Source organism: Paenibacillus sp. J22P90, from assembly GCF_059692195.1.
Genome location: NZ_JCAUAY010000001.1, coordinates 1,054,887 through 1,079,402 on the forward strand (window position 1 = coordinate 1,054,887; position 24,516 = coordinate 1,079,402).

The window sequence follows — 24,516 nt, forward strand, 5'->3', positions numbered from 1 at the left end:
AGAAATTGTGCACGACTTCATAGAAATGTACACATCGGTTGTAGAAGCGTCGGATATAAAGGGATAAGCAACGTTGTTACAATACAATTGGGAAAGCGCATTCATCACTAGATGCAATCAATTAGTAGGAGGAAATCAGAATGAAACGTACGCTATTCGTAAAATGGATGTCATGTATGACGCTAGCCAGCATGCTAGTCACATCAGTGGGGACTGCTAGCGCAGCCGGGGGTTCCGCTGCATCAACCGAGCAACCTATTTCCAGATCGGAATTCGTCACTTTGATGAATCGCACTTTCGGATTTACGGAAAAAGCGAGTATTTCATTCCGTGATGTAGCCCCGGGTAGTGCCAACTATGACGAAGTAGCCAAAGCGGTGAAAGCTGGATACATTCAGGGATACGAGGACGGTACCTTTGGAGCGAGTAAATCCATCAGCCGCCAGGAAGCTGCTGTGATGATCGCTAGAGCGAGAGGCTTATCCCAAGCTCCAAGTGCACCAGCTCAGTTCTCTGATGGCAGTTCCATAGCGGCTTGGGCGAAGGATGCGGTAAATATGACCGTTGCTCGTCGCATATTAATTGGGAATGCCGTAGATAATACGCTGAAACCTCTTGATCCTATTAAACGAGCTGAAGCGGTTCTCGTAGTGAATCGGGCTGCAGCACCGTTGAATGGCTTGTCCATCTTAGACTTTGGGGCCATCCCGAATGATGGTAAAGATGATTTGCCAGCGATCAAGCTTGCTGTAGAAGCGGCTAAAGCGAAGGGCAAAGGCGTTTACGTGCCTAGCGGCGAGTTCAATTTGAATGGCTTGCTTTCGCTGGATGCTGTCGATCTGACCGGCGATGGTGAGACATCGATCCTCAAAAGCATGGATCTTAAACTGCAAGCTATTATCTTGACTGGGGATGGTACAGATTTAAGCGCAGTCAAGCTGACTTCAGTGCCAGCTTCTGTTCGATTGACCAACGATGATTCGGCTCGGGTGCGCGTAGGTCCGGATGCGAAGAACTATTCCATCACCAACATTGTGATTGACGGCGGCTCTTCCGTAGGCTTTTTCAATGCGGGAACGAATGGGGTTATCAGTGGAAATACAGTTAAAAACATGCTGGCAGACGGCATTCACATTACAGCCTTATCCAGCGAGATTCTCGTTGAGAACAATACCGTCAACCGTGTCGGGGACGATTTCATTGCAGTCGTTTCCTACGAAAAGTTTGGCGGCTGGGTCAAGAACGTCACAATTCGAAACAACAACGTCTCTGACGGCGAAGCGAGAGGGCTAACAGTTTCAGGTGGGGAAAATGTGCTTGTTGAGAATAATAAAGTGTCCGATATCGATGGCGCTGGCATTTACCTGAGTTCCGAAGGCAATTACAAGACGTATGCGGTGAAAGATACCATTGTACGCAATAACACGGTTTCCAATGACAGTCGAGATGGCGGAAGTCCAACACAAGGCGGTCTAAATATCACAGCAACGAACAAAAATCCAAGTCTAGTTAACGTTTTGATTGAAAATAATACGTTCACCGATTCGCATGATAATGGTGTTCTGATTGCGGGTACTTTTGAAATTAAAGGCGTGCAGTTTAAAAACAATACCATTATCAATCCGAAAAATTACGGCATATTGATTGTAAAAACGATCATTGGCGATATTAACATTGCAGGAAATAAGGTAACCAAGTCAGGCAAAGCGGTTTATGCGAATGAATCCAGCGATAAGCGAATTGTTAGTGATTTTACGAATGAAGGCGGCAGTAATGGTGGCACTGGAACAAGCAGTGTAGCCGCATACGGTACACCTACGATGGATGGTGTCATCGATTCAATATGGAAAGACGCAAGCGTCCTGCAAATGAATACGGCTGCTACTGGAACTACCGGAACAGCTAGAATTGCATGGGATGAGAAAGCATTGTATTACTTATTTGAGATGAAGGATAGCACGCCTTTTGCCGTAGCTGCCAATGAGAAGAACGACTCCGTTGAAGTATGGGTGGATGAGCTCAACAAGAAGAACGGCGCCAAAACGGTGGGCGACTACCAGATGCGCGTGGATCTGAAGAATGCGGTAACAACGTCCATGAAAGGCTTGAATTTATCGAATGTCACAAGTGCTGTAAAAGAGGTTGAAGGCGGCTATATCGTTGAGTTTGCCGTACCTTACAGAGAGCTGAAGCCTGCAGCTGGCACCATTATTGGATTTAATGCAAGCGCCAATGATGATTCGAACGGCGACGGTGTGCGTAATGCATTTGTTACCTGGGTAGATAAGAATCTTCCATATTGGGCCGATACGAAGGTTTACAATGAAGTGAAGCTTGCAGCGCCGAAAAAATAATACATAAAAAGGGGCTAGCTCGAGGTTGATAACCTTTGAGCTAGCCTCTTTGTTTGATGCGCTGTTAAGGTGTTGGAACGGCAGCACCATTAATATAAGATTGCAGGGAGGAGCTATTGCCACTGTATGTCTGCGTAGAGCCGTTCACGAGCTCCTCTAAGAAGTAGTTCAAAGTATACCCAGCAGCATTGGTATGCGTGTTGTTTTGGATTTTGACACTCGTAACGGTGCCTGTATCTAATTTAATGACATCATTAGCAGCCGTATTCGAGGTATTAATGTCTTGGAACGTATTGCCTTGGACATTCAAGGTGCCTGCGGTCATGCCGTTCTTCCATTTCAAGCCATTCGTTGCGGTACGGATAAAGGTATTGCCTGTAAAGATAGCCGTGCCAGTAAAACTGGAATCAATAATGGCACCTTCGGTACTTGTGCTGGATACGCTAGGGGATGTGCTTGTAATTGTATTATTCGTAAAAGTAACGCTTTGGACATGGTCACCGGTTACGTTGATGCCCATTTTGCGCGAGTTGTAAAGCTTATTATTCGAGAAGGTGACGTTAGAAACGTTATTAAAGCTAGAGGAAACCATTAAGGCACCGTGACTTGTCGAAGTGCTGCCGCCATTAGTAATCGTGTTGTTGTCTACGGTAACGTTATTTACACCGAAGGTGGAATACGCGGATTCGGATGCGATCAAAATACCAGCATTCAGCGGATTCGTGATGGTATTGTCCTGAATCGTTACATTGTTTCCGCCGATGACCGTCATTCCACGTCCTGCCGTTGGCTGGTTTGAAAACTGGTTGTTCGTAATCCACACATCATGGACGGCTTGCGGATCCTTTAATTGATAGCTGACAACAGCGATACCGTCATCACCAGTATTGCTGACATCGTTATTATGGATACGAATGTTATAGGAACCTGCTGTTGTATGGATGCCGTCAGCTAAGGTGTTTTTCACGGTATTATTTTGTACGAGGCCATTGCTGGCACCTTTAATCATAATACCAGCCCCGTTCGCGCCATCGACAGTGACGCGCTCAATCAAGAAATAGCCAATGTTGCTTACACCGCCAGACACTGCCCCTTCCACATAAATACCACAGGTCGTATTCGCTGCAGAGCGAGTGGAGGTGACGGCCGTCAGCTTGAGATCCGTCAGCACTGCGTTCGTATTCGTCATGCGCACAGCCTGATTTGTTTGATTCGTGGCAGCGAGGATGGACGACTGTCCACTTCCGTACATAACAACACCGTCTAGTTGAATTAGACCAGCGTGCTCGAACCGTCCGCTTGGGACATACACAGCGGAGCCTGAAGATTTGGCTGCTGTAATGGCATTATTAATAGCAGTTGTATTATCCGTGCCTGTTGTCGCAACGGCTCCGTAGCTCGTAATATTGACATTCGGCTTGCCGTAGACCAGGAATTCATTAGCTGAAGCAAATGCACCGACTACGGATGAGCCTGTTACCGTAATTCTTACATATCTGCCGACATCCAATAAAGTATCGTTTGAATCCCCGACAGTGGTGTTGCTCGTTTTATCAACAACGGTTGTAAAGTTGACATTGTCGGGACTGACTTCAATTTTATACTTGTACGATCGGCTGGCGCTTAAGTACCATTGCGAGGTTACCTTGGTCAATGCTCTTGTTTCACCGAGATCGACTAACCACCATTGCGGCATCGTGCCGCTTGAAGCTGCCCAGCGAGTAGCGGTGTCGCCATCATTGGCATTGCTTCCAGGATTGCCAGATTGTGTGGAACTGACAGTTACCGTTTTTCCCTGGGACAAAATTGCATCTGCGGCTAATACGGTAGAAGGATGCATACCGATGAGCCCGATGCTGAACGCGACGATCAGCATGAACGATAGATAGATCCTCCAAACACATTGAAACTGGCTTTTGCGCATCATTTTCATTCTCCCTTTCGCAATTGGATTCGATTACATCCTAAGTATAGCGGGGAAGAATTGAACTTTTTTGCTTGTAAATAGCACTATTTTACGATTGTTCTGAGTTCATAGAAATATGCACATCATTCGTAGCATCATCGGATATATCGGAAAAATACCTGTTGTTACAATAGTGAAGAAAGCGTATTCATGCAAAAAAATGGAGGGGATAAAATTGAAAGCGTTCAAGCAAAAATGTTCGCTTCTTTTGGTTTTGGCCATGCTCTTAAGCCTGCTGCCATTGCCTGTGGTTGGGGATGTAACCACAACACCCGCTTATGCGGATAGCGTGATTCCGACATCTGGACTTGATCTTTGGTTAAAAGCAGATGCTGGGGTTACGGCGGATGCTAATGGGAAAGTTAGTCAGTGGGCGGATCAGTCTGGTAGAGGTAACCATGTATCTCAAGCGACAGCGACGAAATATCCGAGCTTTGTTACGGATGCTGTCTATGGTAAGCCGGCCATTCGGTTTACAGGAGACGTTGGCGGGAGCAGCAACCAATTTCTGAGCAAAGATCTGGTTGCGGATTCGAAAGCGTGGACTGGAAACAGTACTGTTATTATGGTGATGCAACAAACCAGCTTGGCGCAATTAAATGCCAAAGGGATTTTTTCCAATGATTTAGGCTCCAATATCGGAGCGTGGTCCATTGTGACAAGTACGGGCGCTCCCCAAAGGCTGATGGTGCTCGGACCGAGAGATGGCGGTACGTCTAACGCGAACTTAGAGGCTGCCTCGACGTCAACCCCGACAATCATGACTGTCACGATCGATACGACAACTGACGCGAATCAAGGAATTATTAACGCCTATAAGAATGGCGTGTTGTCTTCGATGAACGGCGCTGTGGTCGGGCCCGTTAAGAATGCCTACTATAAAAGTTTTAATAACTTTAAACATTACGTCATTGGCAAAAGTTACAGCACATCTGAGTTGAATATGGCGGCAGATGTATCAGAAGTATTAGTCTACAAAGGTGTACTATCGGATAGTGATCGACAAACCGTTGAAAATTATTTAATGAATAAATATTTTACAGTATCGCCTGTCGTTGCAAATGTACCTTCAGGATCAATTACGGCTGGTCAGGCAGTGACACTGTCTACTCCAACCGTTGGATCAGCTGTGTATTACACGCTTGACAGCAGTGATCCGCTGACTTCAGGTACTCGTCTTACTTATTCGTCTCCGATTGTCATTTCGAGCAACACGACGATTAAAGCGGCTGCAAAAGGTAATGGATTAACGGACAGTCCAGTATCAACTTTTACGTATACCCTAACAACCAAGTTGGTAGCACCTACTGCGTCGGTACCTACGGGTAATGTGTCATTCGGTAAAATGGTATCGTTGACCGCATCTGCTGATACGACGATTCGCTATACACTAGATGGTACTGATCCGAAAACATCAGCTAGTAGCAAGGACTACTCGGCACCATTTCCTATTTTGGCAAATGCAGCGCTGCGCGCGTATGCAACCAAAGCGGGTATGACAGATAGTGACGAATCGGTATATAACTATACAACGATACTAGCTGACCTCGTGAAAGCCAATGCAACTTCTGGTGCCATTTTTAATGGTGGAAAGATTAAGCTGACTTCGACAATTGAGGGGGCTTCCATTTATTATACGTTGGATGGCAGCGATCCTGTTTCTTCGGGAACCAAGACACTGTATACAGCGCCGATCGTCATAACAGCAGCAACAACAGTTAAAGCTTATGCAGAATTAAACGGAACTGCCGGCACGGCAGTTGCCCAATATGACTATACGATTTATACACCATCGCCTACGTCAACTGTGACGAACCTGCCTGATAGTTACTACAACAGAGACGGGCTTGAAAACATGCCTCACTTGAATTATGAAGCCATGAAAGTGGCGAACGTCAAAGATTTTGGTGCGGTAGGGGATGGCAATGCTAGTGATGCCGAGGCTTTTGAAAGGGCAATTAATGCCTTGAATTCAGTGGATGGCGGCGTTGTCTACATTCCAAAAGGGTTTTATTACTTCCCGTTTGACTTGACCGATCCACTAAATCGCTGGGCTTGGAAGCGCAATTACAACAATGTTCATTTTATCGGTGAAGGCGACGAATCGGTTATTCGTTTCAAGCTTCCAGGTATTCCAACATTGCCTGCTGGAAGAACATGGACGAATAGAAACGGTGTGTTCTCAGGTTTTGCTTACGGTTGGAGAATTGATGGCAAGGATATCTCTTATAAGGATCTGGCCTTCTCCTGGTACCCACGATATGACGCGAGGGGCGGAGCAGGAGGATATTCGGTTGCAACATCTGGCGAAAACATTCAAATGAATCGTGTATCGATCGATCAAGGGAATATCGGAGCTGTATTTTGGCAAAATACGAAAAACGTGTACGTCGTCGACACGCAAGTTCGTAACACGGCGGCAGATAGTATTCACTTCGCGAACGTTGCGGATGTTGTGGCAGCATACAACCTCGTTGATGGAGCGAATGACGACTCGATCGCTAGTATCGATGATAAGGAATATATTGTCGCAGATAATCATCAATATTTGCATAACACGATCTTAAACAGCTATTGGGGACGCGGAATTACCGTCACGGGGACGAATAGTCGTGTTGAAGACAACTGGCTTGAAAACATTAAGTCCTCCGGTGTCTATACGAATAACGGTGGTCAAAGCAGTGTGTCAGGTAATGGTCACGACACGGAGCACTTATTAATAAAGAATAATACGATCGTTCGCTCCGGGCTCATGGGCTTGAATGATAACCAAAAAGGCGCCATTGCATTCAACCAGTACAAAGACGATTTAACGGTTGAAAATAACCATGTATATGGTGGGCAATCGCACGGGATTTATTTCAATCCGTGGGGACCGGCATCCACAATTAACAACGTTCGTATTAGAAACAACGAAATTGCTGCAGTTGCAGGGAATTCCATTGTATTTAATTCCAACATCAAAGTGAATAACATTGATATTACGAACAACGACATGTTCGGCAATGAGTTACGTTTACCTGCCACTGATCCTAGTGTTAATTTCAATGCCGCTACATTATCAGGTAACGTAAATATGTCAAATAACAAGGTCTCGCGAGCTGTCTCGAACACGAATTATGCGAGCGGCTTCCCAATTGTTGCAGACCAACCTGTGTATATCGATCCTTATGCAGCGATTGCTGCAGAGCCTTCTGCGACCGATTGGGCAGGAGCTCCAGTCGTCACAGCTGCTGCAAATCAAATCAACGTGAAGAGTTTTGGAGCAAAAGGCGACGGGGCAACGAACGATACGCAAGCATTTTATGATGCTTTGGATGCGATTCCAGCTTCTGGCGGCACACTGCGCATTCCAGCTGGGACCTACGTCATTTCACCAATCCCGGGCAAGGATACACGACCGTATAGTCAAATAAAACATCATTTGCTGCTTGAAGGTCGTGACAATGTCCACATTGTAGGGGATGGCGATAGCTCTGTATTGCGCTTTACAAGCGCGGATCATTTTGGTATTCGTCTTCTCAATTTGACGGATTCATCCATCCGTAACGTGAAGCTGGAGCTTGCGAATAAGCCGTTTTTACGCCATAATCGTTCGCTGCTTGATATTACTGGCAGCAAAGGCATCGTAGCGGAGCATGTGACAGTGGCTAATTCAGGCGGGTCAGGCATTCAAGTAGATTCCTCTACAGGTGTATCCATTCAGGCATGTACGGTTGTTGACTCTAATATGAGCGGGATCCTTCTAGTGGCGTCCAGACAAGTATATGTCGAGAATTCCACACTGAATGGCAATCGTGACCATGCAATCTTCGTGAACAAGCAAGGCAGTATCGCGCGTCTACCAGAGTACATTCGGATCGCGGGTAACGTTATCGACGGTGAAGGGAAATCAGAGCAAAGCGGTATTGCGTTTGCTTCCGGCGACACCATACTAGCAACCGGCAATACAATTAAGAACACGCACATGGCTGGTGTTTTGTTCTATTATACAAGCGAAGTTTATCCTACAGATCGTATTACAGTAACAGGCAATAAGCTAATTAATACGAATACGGGTACAAATACGCTGACTTACGGAGCAATAAGTTCCATGATGTCCAAAGGCGGCAATTTCACCATTACAGAAAATACCATTCAGAACACACCTTACTCTGGTATCTGGGTGAAGGATAGCACACTCAAATCGCTGAAGTTGACTGCGAATTCATTTACCGACATAGCTACCAAAGGCGGGGCAATCATTGATATTGCCAGCGATCAATTAGCGACAATTCCTCAGTACACAGCGAATACGGATCAAATCGCGGTTCAAACGAAGCCAGTACGTGTTTCTGGAGGCTCTGGTTGGGGGATCGCTGTCACGATCCAAAATCTCATGTCCTTACAATCGAGTGCAGGCGGAACCGTAAAAGTGACGAGTCCGACAGAGTGGGCGAATTCGATTGCGCCAGTATCATTTAGTGACATCGCACCTAGTCAATCGAAGACAGTCATCATTCCAGTTCCAGCACCTCTTCCTGTGAATATTGGAGCTATCCCTTTTACAGTGAAGATTGATCAGAACGGTACGATTACCAATGTAACCAAAAGTGTTAACTTCCTTGCAAGCAGCGAGGGATCGACGCCGCCTATCGCTGCCGTGCTGAACCAGGCAAGTCAGGTTAAATTCACTGCATCGGATTGGGCAGGTGCTGATGATCTTAGTGCAACTGGCTACGTGAAGCATGATGCAACAAATCTATACTTCTCTGTAGTGGTCAAAGATAACGTTCAAGTTCAAACGAATACAGGCTCTGATATTTGGCGTGGCGACAGCTTGCAGCTGGGGATTGATGCGGGAAGAACTGTATCCAGCGGTCAGACAGGCAATATGAGCGAGCTCATATTTGCTTTGACGGCGGACAATCAGCCAGCCAAGTGGAGAACTACAGCGCCAAGCGGTAAATCAACAGGATCTCAGTTCAGTGGTGAGTTGGCAGTACAACGTAATGAGGCGAACAAAACAACGACGTACGAGATCACACTGCCTTGGACTGAAATTTTACCAAATGCCTTAACAGATGTACCTGAAAGAATTGGCTTTTCGTTCTTAGTCAATGATGATGACGGTACGGGAAGACGTGGATGGATCGAGTATATGAGCGGTATCGGCTCGAGCAAAAATCCAAGTTTATATGGTGATCTGTTGCTTGAACAACCTCCAATTGACCCAATTGTCGTTAATCCTACACCACCGTCGACAAATGTACCATTTGGGAATCAAGGTAAGGTTGAATCTACTGGCACAGGAATCGTTATTCAGCCGGATACGTCCAGCAAAGTAACGAATTCGATTGACGGAATCAAAATTACAAGCATTAAGGTCAATGACGAGCTTGTAAATAAAGCTTTGGATGCGCTCGAGAATCAAGGCAAAGGGAATAAAACAATTGTTATTAAAGAAAGTGGAAGCAACGGGTTGCAAATTGAAATCAGCGGTAAGGCAGCTTCTGCTTTAGAGAAAGAGAAGGATGCGGTGGTATCTCTTCTTGTAGGTCAAAATGCCATTCATGTGCCAGCTAGTCTTTTGGATTTTGAACAACTAGCCAAACAGTGGCAGGTTAAGCAGGATGATCTGAAAGTGAAGTTAGTCGTGCAACCAGCTTCCAATGATGACAAAAAGCAAGTGAACATGCTGACTGTATCGACAGGCGTCACGCTTGCTACTGAAGTATTCAACTTCGGGATCCAAGTGGAAGCGGGAGGTCATAAACAGGAAATTGATAGCTATGGCAGCACGTATATGACGCAAAACATGACCTTCCCAGCAGTGTCAAATTTCAATAAAGTGACAGGTGTCATGATCGACCCAATTACCGGTGAGATGGTCTTTGCACCGACGACATTTGCACTGGTGGACGGTCAAACCGTAGCGACAATGCGTAGTAACGGTAGCGGCGTCTTTGCAATCGTACAATCGGATAAAAATTTCGATGACATGTCGGGACATTGGGCTGAAAATGACGTCCATATGTTAGCTTCAAAGCTGTTGATCAAAGGAATGACAACCGATGGATTTGAACCAGAAGCAGCTGTGACGAGGGCGCAATTCGCAGTTATGCTGTCACGTTCGCTCGGGTTAACGCAAAAGAATGGCGCTGCGCAAGAGTTTAAGGATGTTCATCAAGCAGATTGGTTCAATAATCAACTAAGTGCGGCTTTACAAGCTGGTTTGATCGATGGCTATGACGATGGGACCATGAAGCCTAATGAAACGATTTCACGTGAGCAGATGGCCGTTATGATTGCAAGAGCATTGCATTTCACAAAAAACGACATCCAAGTGACGGATTCAAAGGAAAAGCAAATAACAGCACGCTTTGGAGATCGGTCCTTGATTGAAGATTGGGCTATAGATGCCATTGCCAAATGTTTGGAGGCTGGCATTATGCAGGGAGTTTCCGAGAATAGCTTCGGATCTGACCAAAACGCTACACGTGCACAAGCAGCAGTTACCCTAGGCAGACTACTGAAGTTTACGAAATTTATTAACTAGTTACTAGAGAAGACAGGCTACGTTTTTAGCCTGTCTTTTCTAACCTTTCTATGAAGGAGATGAAAAAGTGACCCACAGCTCAACTCGTTACTCGGAGAAAATGATGGAATGGGTGGATGACAATTATCAACATAAATGTGTGTTGGAAAGACTAGCCACCATACTCTACTTGTCCCCATCACATATTTCACATCTATTTCATCAGGAAACAGGGGGGACATTATCCGAATATTTAACCTCGCGGAGACTTCATGAAGCAAGCAGGTTACTGCGATCCACATCCTTACCTATTCAGGAAATAAGTAAGCAAATCGGATACAACAGTGCTTCCTATTTTTCGCGTGTGTTTAAGCGGCACATGGGCTTAACCCCGTTTCATTATCGTCAAGCAGGTACCTAGTAACCTTAGGGCACCATAAATGCCTGTCTTGAGAACCACATGCTCACGTTATTTTTCTCCCTACCTTCGGCTTTCGAGCTGGAGGTGGGTTTTTGCTGTTGTCCCGGAGGGCAAGTATGCCACAAAAACAATTTTCTGAGATATCTACAAACCTTTTAAATGCGATGTGTTAGTTCTCAGTTCTTAATCCTAAATCCTAAAATCACAATCCTAAATCCACAATTCTTCCCCATTCTTAGTCGAAGTCACAATCGCAGTCGCAGTCACAGTCGCAGTCGCAGTCGCAGTCCCCAGTCCTCTTTCAATTAAACCTAAGCCTCTGGCTCCTTCATCGCAAAAATCCACATATATTCACTTTGTAGATACCTCAGAATCTCAGTTACATTGAAATATTCCCCTCCCAAAATAAACATTTTTTGCTTTACTTGGAAACAAATGTTCGATATAATAAGAACATGAGTTCTCTTTGTGAGGTGAGACCAGCCATGGACATGCATTTAGTAGATACTTTGGATAACTCTTTTCAGACAGAGGAAGATTGTGAGAAGTTTTTAATTAAAAGCCGCTGGTCAAACGGGTTCTTTTGTCCGCGTTGTGATCATGATTCTTTTTATAAAATAAAGACTCGCTGCTTACTTGAATGTAAGGAGTGTCGTACTCAGATTTCCATTACGGCTGGAACGGTTATGCATAAGTCGAAACTTTCCTTATTAATCTGGTTCAAGGCTATTCGAATATTGATTCAAGATAAGGTGACTTACTCAATTTCAGAGTTTGCAGGTTTGCTCGGAGTGAATTATCGTACAGCGAAGTTAATGATTGAAAAAATTCAATTCGCTTTACATAAGCAATACAGCCGACTGGGAAAAAATCTGCCTGGGAAAGCTATGGAGGCTTCCAAGATTGAAGAGCTAGAGCAGCAAAGCAGTGAGGGAAGAAGGATTGTACCAAAGAGAAATACAAATGTATTTGCAGCATATTTATTTAAGACTTCAAGGAACGTAAGATATGTACAAGAAGTTATGTTTGAGAAGTGGATGAATGCGTGTTTTTCTGTGTATTTATATCCTCATTTTTTACGATATTTTCAACTAGGTTGAAAAATAGAAAAAAAGCCCTACCACGAAAATCGTGATAGGGGAGAGATTAGGTGGAGATTTTCGACTGCTCTCGAAAGGCGCTCGGCGTTTGGCCAGTCGACCTGCGAAACAGTCGGGTGAAATATTTGTAATCGGGAATTCCGACTCGCTCGGATATTTCTTGAACTTGCAGCGTAGTTTCCTTCAGTAGCTTCTTGGCTGCTTGCATCCGATAATGCGTGACATAATCCGAAAAGTTGCTTCCAGTCTGAGCCTTAAATAAATGACTAAAATAATTGGGACTAATTTGATGGTGTTGACAAACGTCAGTGACGCTGATCGGTTTATGGAAATGGGTGTTAATATAATCAAGCGCATCCTGGATTTCGATGCGATATTGGTGATCTTTGCTGGATAATACTTGAATCGTTCGTTTCCATTGCATTAATTGGAGCAAATACGCTTCAACATCCTGAAGCACCTCAACCGATTCGAGGGAATCAATGAGTGTAGTTGCTCCTAAAGGATCATTAGCGGTCCAATGCCTGGTTAGCTCGTCTAACCAAATGAGAAGCTGAGCAGGCTGTATATGCTGTTCCTGAATGACACTGATTACTTCTTCAGTGAGGCTTTTCCGCAGGGTGCTGTCATCTAGGAAAGGATTGATGCTTTGCAAGTTATTATTCAATGTTTGCTTTTGAGCTTCTCCCAACGAGTGATAAGGCGTGAAACTGGAATACTTATACACCATGCCTAAATTATTGTAGAAACGCTGTGTCGTAGCGGTAATTGCTTCGTGAACAGCTTCTTTTAATCTAGACGGCAGCTGGCCATAATCCAAGGATAGTCTCTTTGCCTGACTGAAACCGCAAGTGACCGTAAAAGGCAAATATAGTTTAATAAACTCATTTATTTTTTGGAAAAGAGAGATGATTTGTGACTCCGCTTGCTCCATTTGATAAACGGAATCCCAGTGAATCCATAGACACAGGGAATTCTCTTCTGTCCATGGAAATAGGTTGCCGTTGTAGTGGGTTGAGCTAATCTCTTCAATCATCTGCATCAGCACGTATTTGAATAAGGAGATATCTCGCGAATGGAAAGTCTGTTTCAGCTCTGGAAATTTATCAATTTCCATGTAGGCAATCGTAAATCCATAGGACACAGGATGAAGCTCAAGCATAGTGAATTCTTTGCGAATGGACTCCGGTGTAGCATACATTTGATCCATCACATTCATGATGAATTGTTTGCGAAGCAAAGGCTTGCTTTGCTGAAAACGATGCCGTTCTTGTATTTTTTCAAGCAATAGTGCCCGATCGAGTTCAATTTCTTTTCTGGCGCGTTCGAGCAGATCGAGAAGCTCTCGATGCCCGGACATGATTTTCAAGAGATAGCCGATGGCCCCCAACTGAACAGCTTTGCGGGCAAAGTCGAATTCTTGATAGTTGGACAAAATGATTACCTTTACACGAGGCATCAGTATCTTTAACTGTTCCGTCAATTGCAGCCCGTCCATTCGCGGCATGACGATATCGGTAATTACAATATCAGGGTTGAGCTGCTTGCACAACTCTAAAGCCTCTTCGCCATCCTCGGCTTCTCCTACAATTTCGAAGCCATTTTCAGCCAATGGAAACCCACTTCGAAACCTTTCCCGAACCAACGCTTCATCATCGACAATGATACAACGAATATTTTCGCTAATAATTAAGTTCGATTTCATAAGCTGTCATCTCCTTTCATTGCTGGCATTAGCAGTTCAACTCTAGTCCCTGCTCCTTCCTGACTCGTAATACTTAATCCATATTCCTTCCCGTAGTGAAGCTGATAACGTTCATGGACATTTCGCAAACCAATGGAGTTTAATCCCTTGGGCTTTGAAGGAGATGGGGCTCCTAAGTTATCGAGTAGCAATTGAGCAAGACGTTCTGGAGGAATGCCCGTCCCATTATCCTCGACAAACAGAAGAATGGAAGTTGTTCCGTTCGTGAAGCCGCCGCCGATGTGAATAATACCTTCGCCTTTTTTGTTGCTTTTGATGCCGTGGAATATCGCATTTTCAACAATGGGCTGAAGAGAAAGCTTCAGCATTTTATAGGTCATCAACTCTTCGTCGATGGAGTAACGAACCTCAAATTTGTTCTGATACCGAATTTGCTGGAGATAGACATACTGTTCTAACCCTTCGAGCTCAGCGCCAACCTCCGTAAATTCAAGCCCGTGATCCATTGTATATTGAAACAGCCGCACGAGAGCATTCAGCACTTTAGGAATTTCATCGGTACGATTCAGATCGACAAGTGCGTTAATCGAGTTTAATGTATTGTATAGAAAATGAGGATTGATTTGCGAGCGCAGCGCTTTGAGCTCAAATTTCTTTTTGGCTTGCTCGATAAGTACTTTTTCTTCTACTAGTGTTTCAATACGGTCGAGCATCTCATTAAACGAGTCTGCTAGGGATAGAAACTCATCCTGTCGCTTTAGTCGGATACGGATGTGTAGATTGCCGTTTTTGATCCGGTTCATCTGAATGATCAATTTTTGGATCGGTTGATCGATCGACCTTGCTAAGTAGAGAGATAGGATGAATACGATCAGTGTAAAAACACCTGCGAACCAGAGGGTATAGTTTTTGAATTTCTCGACTTCACCTAAGAAGCGGTCCTTATTCACGAAGTGAAGCAATTTTAACTTAAATAAATCAGGCGTACTAATCCGCACAATGTATTCGTCATTATGGATCTTAACAATTTTCGTCTCATTATTCACTGTTTTGACGAGATCCTGGAGAGCTGGAAACAATTCCGAATATTCCTGTTGTTGAAATGTTCCACGCAGCTTAATGTCGCTTAGAATTGGACGGAGCTCGTTGTTAAATACTAACGTAGAAATTTCTTTATCAATATTGCTATCCATAAATAATTTATTAATTTTCTCTGAATTGATATCGATGGCCAGTATCCCTTTTATTTCAGTGCCTTTTCTAACATTGGCTGTGACTGTACTAATGAGACCCTTGGAAGGGGAATAGTAGGGGCCGATATAGTTGATTATTTTACTGCCAGTCTGGTCGATAATGTAATTTGTGATATCTGGTGGAACCAAATAGTTGTCATGCGTTTGAATTACGTGTCCAAAAGGATCTATGAAGTATAGGTTCTGTGTGAGTGGATAGAGAGAAAAACTATACTTTCTGAGCACAGATGTAATTTCATCCGCAGTTAAGTTGGTTTGCGCAATTTCACTAGAAACTAAGGACAGCGCTTGTTGTAAGTCATTTGTCGTTCGCGCTAATTGCTCCTCTGTGCGGTCAGCTAGTATTTCCATCCGCTCCAGTTGACTTTGGGTGACAATTTGAAGGGTATAGCGATACGCAAACAAGCCAAGCAGGAGCACGGCGGCGATAACGACGGTTGAATTTAGGATGAAAATTTTAAAACGTATGCGCGTTGTGAAGCGCAAATAATGTCGTAGGATTCCCATGATGCACCTGTCCTATATCGTAATCGTTTCCTATAAGTAATTGTTAAGCATGCTGCATGTGCATGTCAATGTATTTTGGGGTGTCCATAGATTTATCCACGTGATTCGTAGAATTGTTATATAAGGTGCATGTCTCAGAGCGTGGATGATCACCTTGTTTCAATAGATTAATCCACCTCGTTTATAGTAGGTTGGGATATTACAAAGAGTTTGCGATTGCTACAATTAACATGTAATCAAAATCAAACTAGCAAATAAGGGGAGTCGAACACATTGAACAAAAAAGTCAAAACTTCGGCATTGGCTGTTCTGGCCTTATGCACAACGATCGTGGCCGCTGGCTGTTCCAAAAACGCTGTTGAACCTGCGCAAAGCGTTGCTCCAGCAACAGCTAAACCTACTGCTGGGCAGCCGCCAAAAACAGTTAAGGTTGTACTACCTTCCGCTAGAGCAGAAGATGAAGCTTTCTATAAGGCCGAAGTTAAAAAGTTTATGGATAAAAATCCAGAAGTGAAAATTGATCTTCAAATGAATCCTTCCGCACAGTATAACAATGCGGTGCAACTGATGTTTGCAACAAATGAAGGACCAGACGTATTCTTCATCGTTGGCGGTAAGGCGCAGTGGCAGCTCGCTTTCGACAACGGATGGATCCAACCGATTGATGAGTACGTGACGCCGGAATTCAAAGCTAGATATCCACAAGGTACTTTCGACAAGGATAGCTGGTTGCGTTATAAAGACAAGTTGCTAGGCGTGCCTTTGGCCGATCCTCGTTACAGTAAAGTTAGACCTTTGTTCTACAATGTCGACATTTTGAAACAATACGGTATTGATACACCACCGAAAACGTATTCTGAATTCAAGAATATGTCTGCCAAAATCACCAAAGAAGGCAAAGGGCAAGTGTATGGTACGTCCATTATGGGGAAAGACCTTGGAGCATTCTCGGCTACTATTGCAGGCTTCGCCGTATCGAATGAAGGCGGGGTTCTCCAACAAGAGGGAGATTGGCCAATTAGCCTCCTAACAGGTCAGGCAAATGCAGCATCTATGGCTCCTGCGGTTGAAATATTCCGCGATTTGAATGCACAGAAAGTATTGGCTCCAGGTTGGGAGAACTGGGATCCAGCACAAATGCATCAGCAATTTGCAGCAGGCAAGGTTGCGATGTTCGTTGGAGCAGCATGGCAAGCAGCCGAGATTCTGAAGTTAAAACCAGATTTGAAACTTGGTATTGCTGCTGCACCAGTACCGGATACAGGTCGTAAAGGTTATAGAGATGTACCTACGCCAGCTGAGCCTAAATTCGTTATCGGTTCAGGGTCCAAGGTGAAGGATGCGGCTTGGAAAGTACTTGATTATTTCGGTTCTGCTGAATTCCAGAAATCATACTTCCAGTCTTCCAAAGAAATGGTCGTTATTCCAAAGGCATATGACGGTATTGAGTTGGATAGTGTTTCCAAACAAGTGTTGCAAGTGATGAACGAGACATTACGTTTGGCGCCGCATGTAAGTTTGAAAAACGCGGATATGGATAAATTGTCCAAACCAATCGCAGACGGATTGCCAAAACCAAGAATTAAAGAGCTTGGCATTAAAGCCATTATCAATAATGAAGATGTCAAAGCCGTATTTAGCGACTACGACAAAAAAGTTAACCAATTAATCGAGGCTGAAATGAAAAAAGCTCGCGATGGCGGCAGTAAAATTTCAATCGATGATCTGAAGTTCTCAGATTGGGATCCATTAAAAGATTTTCTTAGAAAATAAGTGATTTCGTGGGGAGATTCCTTCAAGAGAGAGTAATCGCTTGAGGGGATCTCTTTTCACCAAATGGATAGGAGAAGGAGTGGAAGGAATGAACACACACCAAGAGAGGACATTACCATCCTCCACCTCAGCACTAGGAAGTGGAGTAGCGTCGTCATCAGTCTTATGGTATCGGATTAAGCAGCATCGCTGGCATTACTTGTTTATTTTACCCATGCTGGTATTGTTTCTTATGTTTTCGGTTTGGCCGATGGTTGGAAGCTGGTATTATGCTTTCTTTGACTGGGATGGTACTGGAAGACCGACGAACTTTATTGGTTTCGCTAATTTTATTGAGATCTATACAGATCCCGGATTTTGGAATGCTTTTAAAATTACATTTACATTTGCGCTCAGCAATGTATGCATTCAGCTGCCTTTAGCACTCATTGTAGCTGTAATTCTAAATCACCCTGCTGTTAAAGGAAGAGATATTTACCGTTTATTAGTCTTTTTACCAGTGATTTCGACGACGGCAGTTGTTGGTATTGTCTTTGTAATTTTGCTCAACCCGCTTGGCGGACCGATTAATGATGTGCTGTTAAAAATAGGCTTGATAGACAGCCCGATTAACTTCCTCGGGTCCCAGAAACTAGCATTACCTACCTTGTTGGTTATTTCGCTATGGAAAAGCTTTGGTACGCCGCTAATCTATTGGCTCGCTGGGTTGCAAACTATTCCTGCAGAGCTGTATGAAGCTGCGAAAATCGATGGAGCAGGTGCTGTTCAGCGTTTTACCCGCATTACGGTTCCACTGCTCGTGCCTATCGGTATTATCATTGTCTTGTTGACATTCATAGGCAATCTTCACCCCTTTGACTTGGTCAAAACGATGACAGAAGGCGGACCTGTCAAATCCACAGATGTCATTGATACTTATATTTATCGCTATGCGTTCGAAACGACGGAGTATACGAATACGCGTTATGGTTTCGCATCTGCGGCGGGGATCGTGTTCAGTTCGGCAGTATTTCTAATTGTGCTTGTTCAAGCGATTGTTATGAAAAAAGTAAAGCCAGGTAAAGGAGGGCAATCGGCATGAGAAGACTACGCACAGGTAAAACAATGGCTCAGACCGGCATGCACCTTCTTTTCATTGGACTTACCTTTTTATGGAGTTATCCGTTCCTATGGATGATTTCCTCGGCTTTTAAATCGCAAGGAGAAATGTTTCTTGGCGGACTTCGCTTAATTCCGAAAGAGCCAACCCTAGCTAACTTCTCCCGAGCATGGGAAAGCGCCAAATTTTATTTATACTTCTTTAACACTGTCTTCGTAACTGTTACCGTCATTCTAGTGGTCCTTATAGTTTCCTCATTGGCGGGCTATGCGCTCGGTCGCGGCAATATGCCGGGCAAGAAAATCATTTTGGCTGCCCTCGTTGTGGCCATGTTTTTACCGAAGGGATTCACGATCATCCCGCTTTTTGAGTTGATTGTGAAAATAGGCTTTAACAACAGCCTCATGGGGGTTGTATTAGCTGAGGCGGGGCCGTCAAACGTGGTCTCCATTTTGTTGTTCATGGGCTTTTTTGCTTCGATTCCGAAAGAAGTCGAAGAGTCGGGTGTCATGGATGGCGCAAGTCAGCCACGCATCTTCTTCAATATTATGCTGCCATTAACAAAGCCAATTATTGCAACGGTTAGCATTTTCACATTCATTGCTGCGTGGAACGCGTTTCTAGTGCCGTTGATCTTTACGCTTGGTAAACCAGAGCTTCGTACGCTTGGGGTAGGGATGTACAATTTCTTCGGTACGAATACGGTGGATTGGACGGGGATCGCGGCAGGAGCATGTATGTCACTCATTCCGATTATTATCGTTTTCCTATTCCTACAAAGATACTTTATTGAGGGAATTGCGGGTTCAATTAAAGGATAGTAGCTGCTAGAAAGTCAAGAAAACGAGACAGGAGAGCTAACATAGATGTTATACACAACGGAAAAGCTGGGAAAACGCATTGCTGAGCTTTCAGAGTATCGCTACAGGGATATTATTGCCATTCAAGAGCTGCAATGTGCGTTGGATGAGGAGGGCAATATCGGTGAGCGACCTCCGCTTGCCTTTGAAGAAAGGCCGCTGCAAATCGGTGATTCGTGGGAAGGAAACGATACCTACTTATGGCTTCGTACAGAAATAAAGGCTCCAGAGGCATGGCAGGGTAAAAAAATTGTTGGTCGTTTCGATTTCGGAACCTCAGGTCCTAATCACATTTCTGGCTTTGAATCGCTGCTTTATGTAAACGATATGCCTTATCAAGGTGTGGATACGAACCATCAAGAAGTGCTATTGCCGCAAGCTTGCACGACTGAGACACATACCCTTACTTTCCGATTATGGTCGGGCTTGAAAGGTTACGGCAGCTGGGGACCGCGGAATAAAGCCGAGCATAAGATTCTCAAGGCTGAGTTGAGCTGGTTGGACGAAACGGTGGATGATTTATTTTTTACAGCAAAAGCGGCGTTGGAGACGATTAAACGTCTTCCTGAAAACAGTGCAGATAAGATGATGTTGATCTCGGCGTTGAATAAAGCGTTTTTGAAAATTTACTGGTCGGAGCCGGGCTCCTCGGCGTTTTATGATTCCGTGTACGATGCTAGCGCGGTGCTTCAAGCTGAGTTGGATTCACTGAATAAAAACTCGGCAATAACTGTTCATTGCGTGGGGCATACGCACATTGACGTGGCTTGGTTATGGCAGTTGAAGCATACACGCGAAAAATGCGTGCGCTCGTTCTCAACGGTGCTTCGCTTGATGGAGCAGTATCCGGAATATTTATTTTTGCAAACACAGCCGCAGCTCTATGAATATATGAAAGAAGATTATCCGGAGGTTTATGAACAAATTCGCACGCGAGTCAAAGAAGGCCGCTGGGAAGCGGATGGCGCCATGTGGTTGGAGCCGGATTGCAATCTGACCTCGGGTGAGTCTTTGGTTAGACAGATCTTGTACGGTACTCGTTTTCTTCGCGAGGAATTTGACGTAGAATGTAGTTACTTGTGGTTGCCAGACGTATTCGGTTACAGCTGGGCGTTACCGCAAATTCTGCAAAAGTCGGGCATCAGCACGTTCATGACGACCAAAATCAGCTGGAACCAGTACAATCGGATGCCGCATGACACCTTTATGTGGCGGGGGATCGACGGTACGGAGATTTTGACCCATTTTATTACGACACCGGAACCTAATCATACGATCTACACATACAACGGCATGGTTACCCCTGAGACGGTGCAAGGTATCTGGGATAACTACAAGGATAAGTCACTCAATAAAGATCTCCTCCTTTGTTACGGCTATGGAGATGGTGGCGGTGGCGTAACCCGTGAGATGCTGGAGATGCGCAGACGGCTGGATGTGCTGCCTGGTTTGCCGAACGTGAAGACAAGCCGCGCTGACGATTACTTCGCTGGGCTTCAGGAGCGGGTTGCACAGAGTGAGGAATATGTCCACACGTGGGATGGCGAGCTGTATTTGGAATTCCACCGCGGGACGTACACAAGTCAAGCGCGTAACAAGCTTTTGAACCGAAAAGCAGAGCTAATGCTAAGAGAGAGCGAATTTACTTTCGTGCTCGAAGGGATTTTGAAAGAAAACTGGTCCTCCTATCCGACAGATGAGCTGTTAAAAATTTGGAAAACCGTTCTGCGTAACCAATTTCATGATATTTTGCCGGGTACATCAATTCGCGAGGTGTATACAGATAGCTGGCAGGAGTATGAAGAAGCGGATCACTCGCTTGTTCGTTTGTGGAAGCAATCTTTGGCAGAGCTTTCTCGCCAAGATGCCAATGCCAACAAATACACCATGTATAATTCAGCCTCTTGGCAACGTTCTGAGCCAGTATTTATCCCTGAACCTGGGCTGCAAGGGACTTGGCGAAGTGCAGACGGGGCAGAGCTTGCCGCACAGCGCAGCGGCGACGGTTGGGTTGTTATGACCAATAATGCACCTGCGATGGGGATGACGGAACTTCATTTTCAGGCTGGCGGTAATGGTGCTGCAGTATCGAGTTCATTCAGTTTTCAAGCGGATAGCCTGATAACTCCGTTCTATTGCTTGGAGTGGAATGAGTTCGGCCAGCTCACGCGTATCTACGATAAGGAGCATGACCGTGAAGTGCTCAAAGCCGCTGAATTCGGCAATGTACTGCAAGTTTTTGAGAACAAACCGCTGCGCGATGATGCTTGGGGAATCGACATTTACTACGGAGAAAAGAAACGCGAAGTGACTGAACTACTTTCAGTTAGCTTAACGGAAGATGGCGCTGCAAGAGCAGTTGTACGTTTTGAATGGACGTTCGGCAAATCGCAGATCGTGCAGGAGTTAATCGTGTACACGCATAGCCGCCGAATCGACTTCAAGACGCATGCGGATTGGCATGAGCGCGAGCAAATGTTAAAGGTTGCTTTCCCAGTAAGCATTCGTTCCACGGAAGCGACGTATGATATTCAGTACGGCAACGTGAAGCGTCCGACACACTGGAACACGAGCTGGGATTATGCGCGTTTTGAAACCGTAGGCCAACAATGGGCAGATCTATCTGAACATGGGTATGGTGTCTCCTTGCTGAATGATTGTAAGTATGGCTACGATATAAAAAATCATGTGATGCGCTTATCCCTCATCAACTCTCCAGTATTTCCTGATCCGAAGGCAGACCGTGGTGAACATCATTTCACCTATGCGCTGCTGCCGCATGCGGGTGATTGGAGACAGGGAGAAACTGTGCGCGAGGCGTGGAGCTTAAACAGTCCACTAAACGCGACCATTGGCGGGACTTCGCATGCAGGTTTGTCGCTCTTTACTCTTTCTTCACCACACGCTTTAATCGATGCTGTGAAAAAGGCAGAGGATGAGAACGCGGTAATCTTACGTATTCATGAATTCGCAGGGGCAAGAGGACCACTGGAGATCACAAGCAGTCTACCGATAAGCCGCTGGGCAGCATGCAATCTCATGGAAAATATCGAATCCGACATACAGGAAAGTAACCGCATAAGCTGTACGATGAATCCTTATGAAATTAAGACGTTTATGGTGTATTTCTAAAATATTGAATTTATAAGTTTATTTTGAATCCGATACGGAAAGAGTGAATTGGAATGCAAGGTGCTAGGAACCTAGTTAGCAGCATGCCGCACAAACTCGCGTCCAATCGAGTATGGCGCACGTATCATGGCGGCAAGATGATTGAAACATGGCAAGGTGAAGAGCAGCCGCAGGACAACGCCATGCCAGAAGAGTGGATTGCCTCTGTGATAAGGGCTCGCAATGTTGGCAGGGAGCATATAGTTGAAGGGTTAAGCTATGTATTGTCAGATGAGGCCGCAGGGGTGTCACTTCTTGAGCTGATCGAAGCTGATCCCGTTGGTTTTCTAGGTCAGCGTCATCATCAAGAATATGGCAGCGCGACCGGCGTGTTGGTTAAAGCCTTGGATGCGGCGGAACGGTTGACGATTCAGGTTCACCCTGACCGTGCGACGGCACAGGAGATTTTCCAGTCGCCATTCGGCAAGACAGAGGCGTGGTATATTCTTGGCGGCAGGGAAATTGATGGACAGCCTCCCTACATTCTTTATGGGTTTAAGCCAGGCATGACGCGTGAGATTTGGGAAAAGCTATTCTGGGATCAGGATATCGAGGGGATGATCCAAGCCTTGCACAAGATCGAAGTGCAGCCAGGTCAGGTATTTCTGGTCGAAGGTGGAATGCCGCATGCCATTGGCGCGGGTTGCTTCTTGATCGAAATTCAAGAGCCGACGGATTATACGATTCGAATTGAACGCGTCACGCCAGCAGGCCGCACAATCCCCGATGGGATGTGCCACCAAGGTGCGGGTTTTGATCGCATGTTCGACTGCTTCCATTATGAAACCTACAGCTTGGAAGAGATTACTTCAAGGTATCGCTTGCAGTCCCGACTGGTGGAGCAGACAGAGAACTTTGCGAAATACGAGCTCATCTCGTATGAAGATACGCCATATTTCGGACTAGAATCCATTGAAATCAAGCATTTATATGCTTTGCATCAGCATGGTGAGTTCTCTGTACTGGTTGTGGCAGAAGGAGCAGGCACACTAACATGGGAAAATGGCACTGTACCTGTTCGACGTGGAGATCAGATTTTCTTGCCAGCAGGGCTGCATGCCCTCCAGTGCAAGAGTGAGAATTTAGACCAACCACTTCATTTGTTGAGATGCTTGCCCCCTCTTACGTAAAGGCAAGGGGATAGAAAAAAGAGACCTAATGGGTCTCTTTTTTCATTTTTCTTCTGTCGTATCTTCAGGCGGAAATATCGCGCTAAGATCAATAGACACACATGGAAATAGGGGAGATGTAAGGGTATCATTATCCGTTAATGTTGCGGCCAAACGGTATTCGCCGTCAATACGGACAAATTGATCAACGGTTCGATAAGAGGGATCGAAAAGCCAATATTCTTTCACGCCAAATCTCTCGAACATGGCCTTCTTTACTGTTTTATCTTTACGTCCAGTGCTGCTGGACAAGACTTCAACGACCATATCAGGAGCCCCATACACGAATCCATCCCGAATAATTGAGAGATTTGCGTTCGATATGTAGATGATATCGGGCTGTGCAATATTGTCTTCATCAAAATGGACGTCCATTGGTGCTAGGATGATTTTTCCTTCAAGAAAACAAGTGGTTCGTAGGTTGAAATGCAGATTTCCAACGATTTCCTGATGCTCGAACTTGGGGGATGGCGAAAGGTCATAGCGTATGCCGTTAATGATTTCAAATCGCTCTGGAACGTCATAAAATGGCGTATGCTCTTTAATATTAGGTTTTGATGTCGACTTGGCGTTATTGCTCATAATGACATTCACCTCCTAAGTATGGGATTACTCTCTGAT

The 24,516-nt window shown here is 45.0% G+C and carries 13 protein-coding genes; 9 read left to right on the forward strand and 4 right to left on the reverse strand.

Annotation, left to right across the window (positions count from 1 at the left end; genetic code table 11):
* Window positions 1–140 precede the first annotated feature (140 nt).
* Entirely contained in the window at window positions 141–2,354 is a 2,214-nt protein-coding gene (locus AC58UX_RS03715) for a sugar-binding protein (protein ID WP_497249742.1), read from the forward strand.
* 64 nt (window positions 2,355–2,418) lie between these two features.
* Here AC58UX_RS03715 and AC58UX_RS03720 read toward each other — a convergent pair whose 3' ends face one another.
* Window positions 2,419–4,278 carry a discoidin domain-containing protein gene (locus tag AC58UX_RS03720; protein WP_497249743.1) on the reverse strand — a complete coding sequence of 620 codons (1,860 nt, stop codon included), beginning with the start codon at window positions 4,276–4,278 and terminating at the stop codon, window positions 2,419–2,421.
* 217 nt (window positions 4,279–4,495) lie between these two features.
* On the opposite strand from AC58UX_RS03720, the gene AC58UX_RS03725 reads away from it, so the two are divergent.
* The 3 genes from AC58UX_RS03725 (at window position 4,496) to AC58UX_RS03735 (ending at window position 12,358) form a co-directional block, all read left to right on the forward strand.
* The gene (locus AC58UX_RS03725; protein WP_497249744.1) at window positions 4,496–10,858 is read left to right on the forward strand and encodes a chitobiase/beta-hexosaminidase C-terminal domain-containing protein; all 6,363 of its coding nucleotides are present in this window, start codon (window positions 4,496–4,498) and stop codon (window positions 10,856–10,858) included.
* 67 nt (window positions 10,859–10,925) lie between these two features.
* Window positions 10,926–11,258 (forward strand): helix-turn-helix transcriptional regulator, encoded by a 333-nt coding sequence (locus AC58UX_RS03730; protein WP_497249745.1) that lies wholly within the window; start codon window positions 10,926–10,928, stop codon window positions 11,256–11,258.
* Between the two features lie 485 nt (window positions 11,259–11,743).
* Window positions 11,744–12,358: a transposase family protein gene (locus AC58UX_RS03735; protein WP_497249746.1), complete on the forward strand. Its 615-nt coding sequence runs from the start codon at window positions 11,744–11,746 to the stop codon at window positions 12,356–12,358.
* Window positions 12,359–12,404: 46 nt separating this feature from the next.
* On the opposite strand, the gene AC58UX_RS03740 is transcribed toward AC58UX_RS03735, so the two are convergent.
* Window positions 12,405–14,063, reverse strand: coding sequence for a response regulator (locus AC58UX_RS03740; protein ID WP_497249747.1), 1,659 nt, complete (start codon window positions 14,061–14,063; stop codon window positions 12,405–12,407).
* Window positions 14,060–15,823 carry a sensor histidine kinase gene (locus tag AC58UX_RS03745; protein ID WP_497249748.1) on the reverse strand — a complete coding sequence of 588 codons (1,764 nt, stop codon included), beginning with the start codon at window positions 15,821–15,823 and terminating at the stop codon, window positions 14,060–14,062. The genes AC58UX_RS03740 and AC58UX_RS03745 overlap by 4 nt, the downstream gene beginning before the upstream one ends.
* Before the next feature lie 273 nt (window positions 15,824–16,096).
* On the opposite strand from AC58UX_RS03745, the gene AC58UX_RS03750 reads away from it, so the two are divergent.
* The 5 genes from AC58UX_RS03750 to AC58UX_RS03770 all read left to right on the forward strand — a co-directional run bounded on the left by AC58UX_RS03750 (window position 16,097) and on the right by AC58UX_RS03770 (window position 23,856).
* Window positions 16,097–17,596 (forward strand): ABC transporter substrate-binding protein, encoded by a 1,500-nt coding sequence (locus AC58UX_RS03750; protein WP_497249749.1) that lies wholly within the window; start codon window positions 16,097–16,099, stop codon window positions 17,594–17,596.
* A gap of 88 nt (window positions 17,597–17,684) precedes the next feature.
* Entirely contained in the window at window positions 17,685–18,677 is a 993-nt protein-coding gene (locus AC58UX_RS03755; RefSeq protein ID WP_497249750.1) for a carbohydrate ABC transporter permease, read from the forward strand.
* Window positions 18,674–19,516 (forward strand): carbohydrate ABC transporter permease, encoded by an 843-nt coding sequence (locus AC58UX_RS03760; protein WP_497249751.1) that lies wholly within the window; start codon window positions 18,674–18,676, stop codon window positions 19,514–19,516. The genes AC58UX_RS03755 and AC58UX_RS03760 overlap by 4 nt, the downstream gene beginning before the upstream one ends.
* A gap of 45 nt (window positions 19,517–19,561) precedes the next feature.
* Complete coding sequence (locus AC58UX_RS03765) at window positions 19,562–22,687, forward strand: alpha-mannosidase (protein ID WP_497249752.1); 3,126 nt, start codon at window positions 19,562–19,564, stop codon at window positions 22,685–22,687.
* A gap of 83 nt (window positions 22,688–22,770) precedes the next feature.
* Entirely contained in the window at window positions 22,771–23,856 is a 1,086-nt protein-coding gene (locus AC58UX_RS03770) for a class I mannose-6-phosphate isomerase (RefSeq protein ID WP_497249753.1), read from the forward strand.
* 42 nt (window positions 23,857–23,898) lie between these two features.
* Here the strand turns inward: AC58UX_RS03770 and AC58UX_RS03775 are convergent, their stop codons facing one another.
* Complete coding sequence (locus AC58UX_RS03775; RefSeq protein WP_497249754.1) at window positions 23,899–24,477, reverse strand: Uma2 family endonuclease; 579 nt, start codon at window positions 24,475–24,477, stop codon at window positions 23,899–23,901.
* Window positions 24,478–24,516 lie beyond the last annotated feature (39 nt).

Coding starts and splice junctions, on each gene's coding strand:
- AC58UX_RS03755 (WP_497249750.1), top strand. CDS start 17,685: ATGAACACACACCAAGAGAGGACATTACCATCCTCCACCTCAGCACTA.
- AC58UX_RS03765 (WP_497249752.1), top strand. CDS start 19,562: ATGTTATACACAACGGAAAAGCTGGGAAAACGCATTGCTGAGCTTTCA.
- AC58UX_RS03740 (WP_497249747.1), bottom strand. CDS start 14,063: ATGAAATCGAACTTAATTATTAGCGAAAATATTCGTTGTATCATTGTC.
- AC58UX_RS03735 (WP_497249746.1), top strand. CDS start 11,744: ATGGACATGCATTTAGTAGATACTTTGGATAACTCTTTTCAGACAGAG.
- AC58UX_RS03720 (WP_497249743.1), bottom strand. CDS start 4,278: ATGCGCAAAAGCCAGTTTCAATGTGTTTGGAGGATCTATCTATCGTTC.
- AC58UX_RS03745 (WP_497249748.1), bottom strand. CDS start 15,823: ATGGGAATCCTACGACATTATTTGCGCTTCACAACGCGCATACGTTTT.
- AC58UX_RS03715 (WP_497249742.1), top strand. CDS start 141: ATGAAACGTACGCTATTCGTAAAATGGATGTCATGTATGACGCTAGCC.
- AC58UX_RS03770 (WP_497249753.1), top strand. CDS start 22,771: ATGCCGCACAAACTCGCGTCCAATCGAGTATGGCGCACGTATCATGGC.
- AC58UX_RS03760 (WP_497249751.1), top strand. CDS start 18,674: ATGAGAAGACTACGCACAGGTAAAACAATGGCTCAGACCGGCATGCAC.
- AC58UX_RS03775 (WP_497249754.1), bottom strand. CDS start 24,477: ATGAGCAATAACGCCAAGTCGACATCAAAACCTAATATTAAAGAGCAT.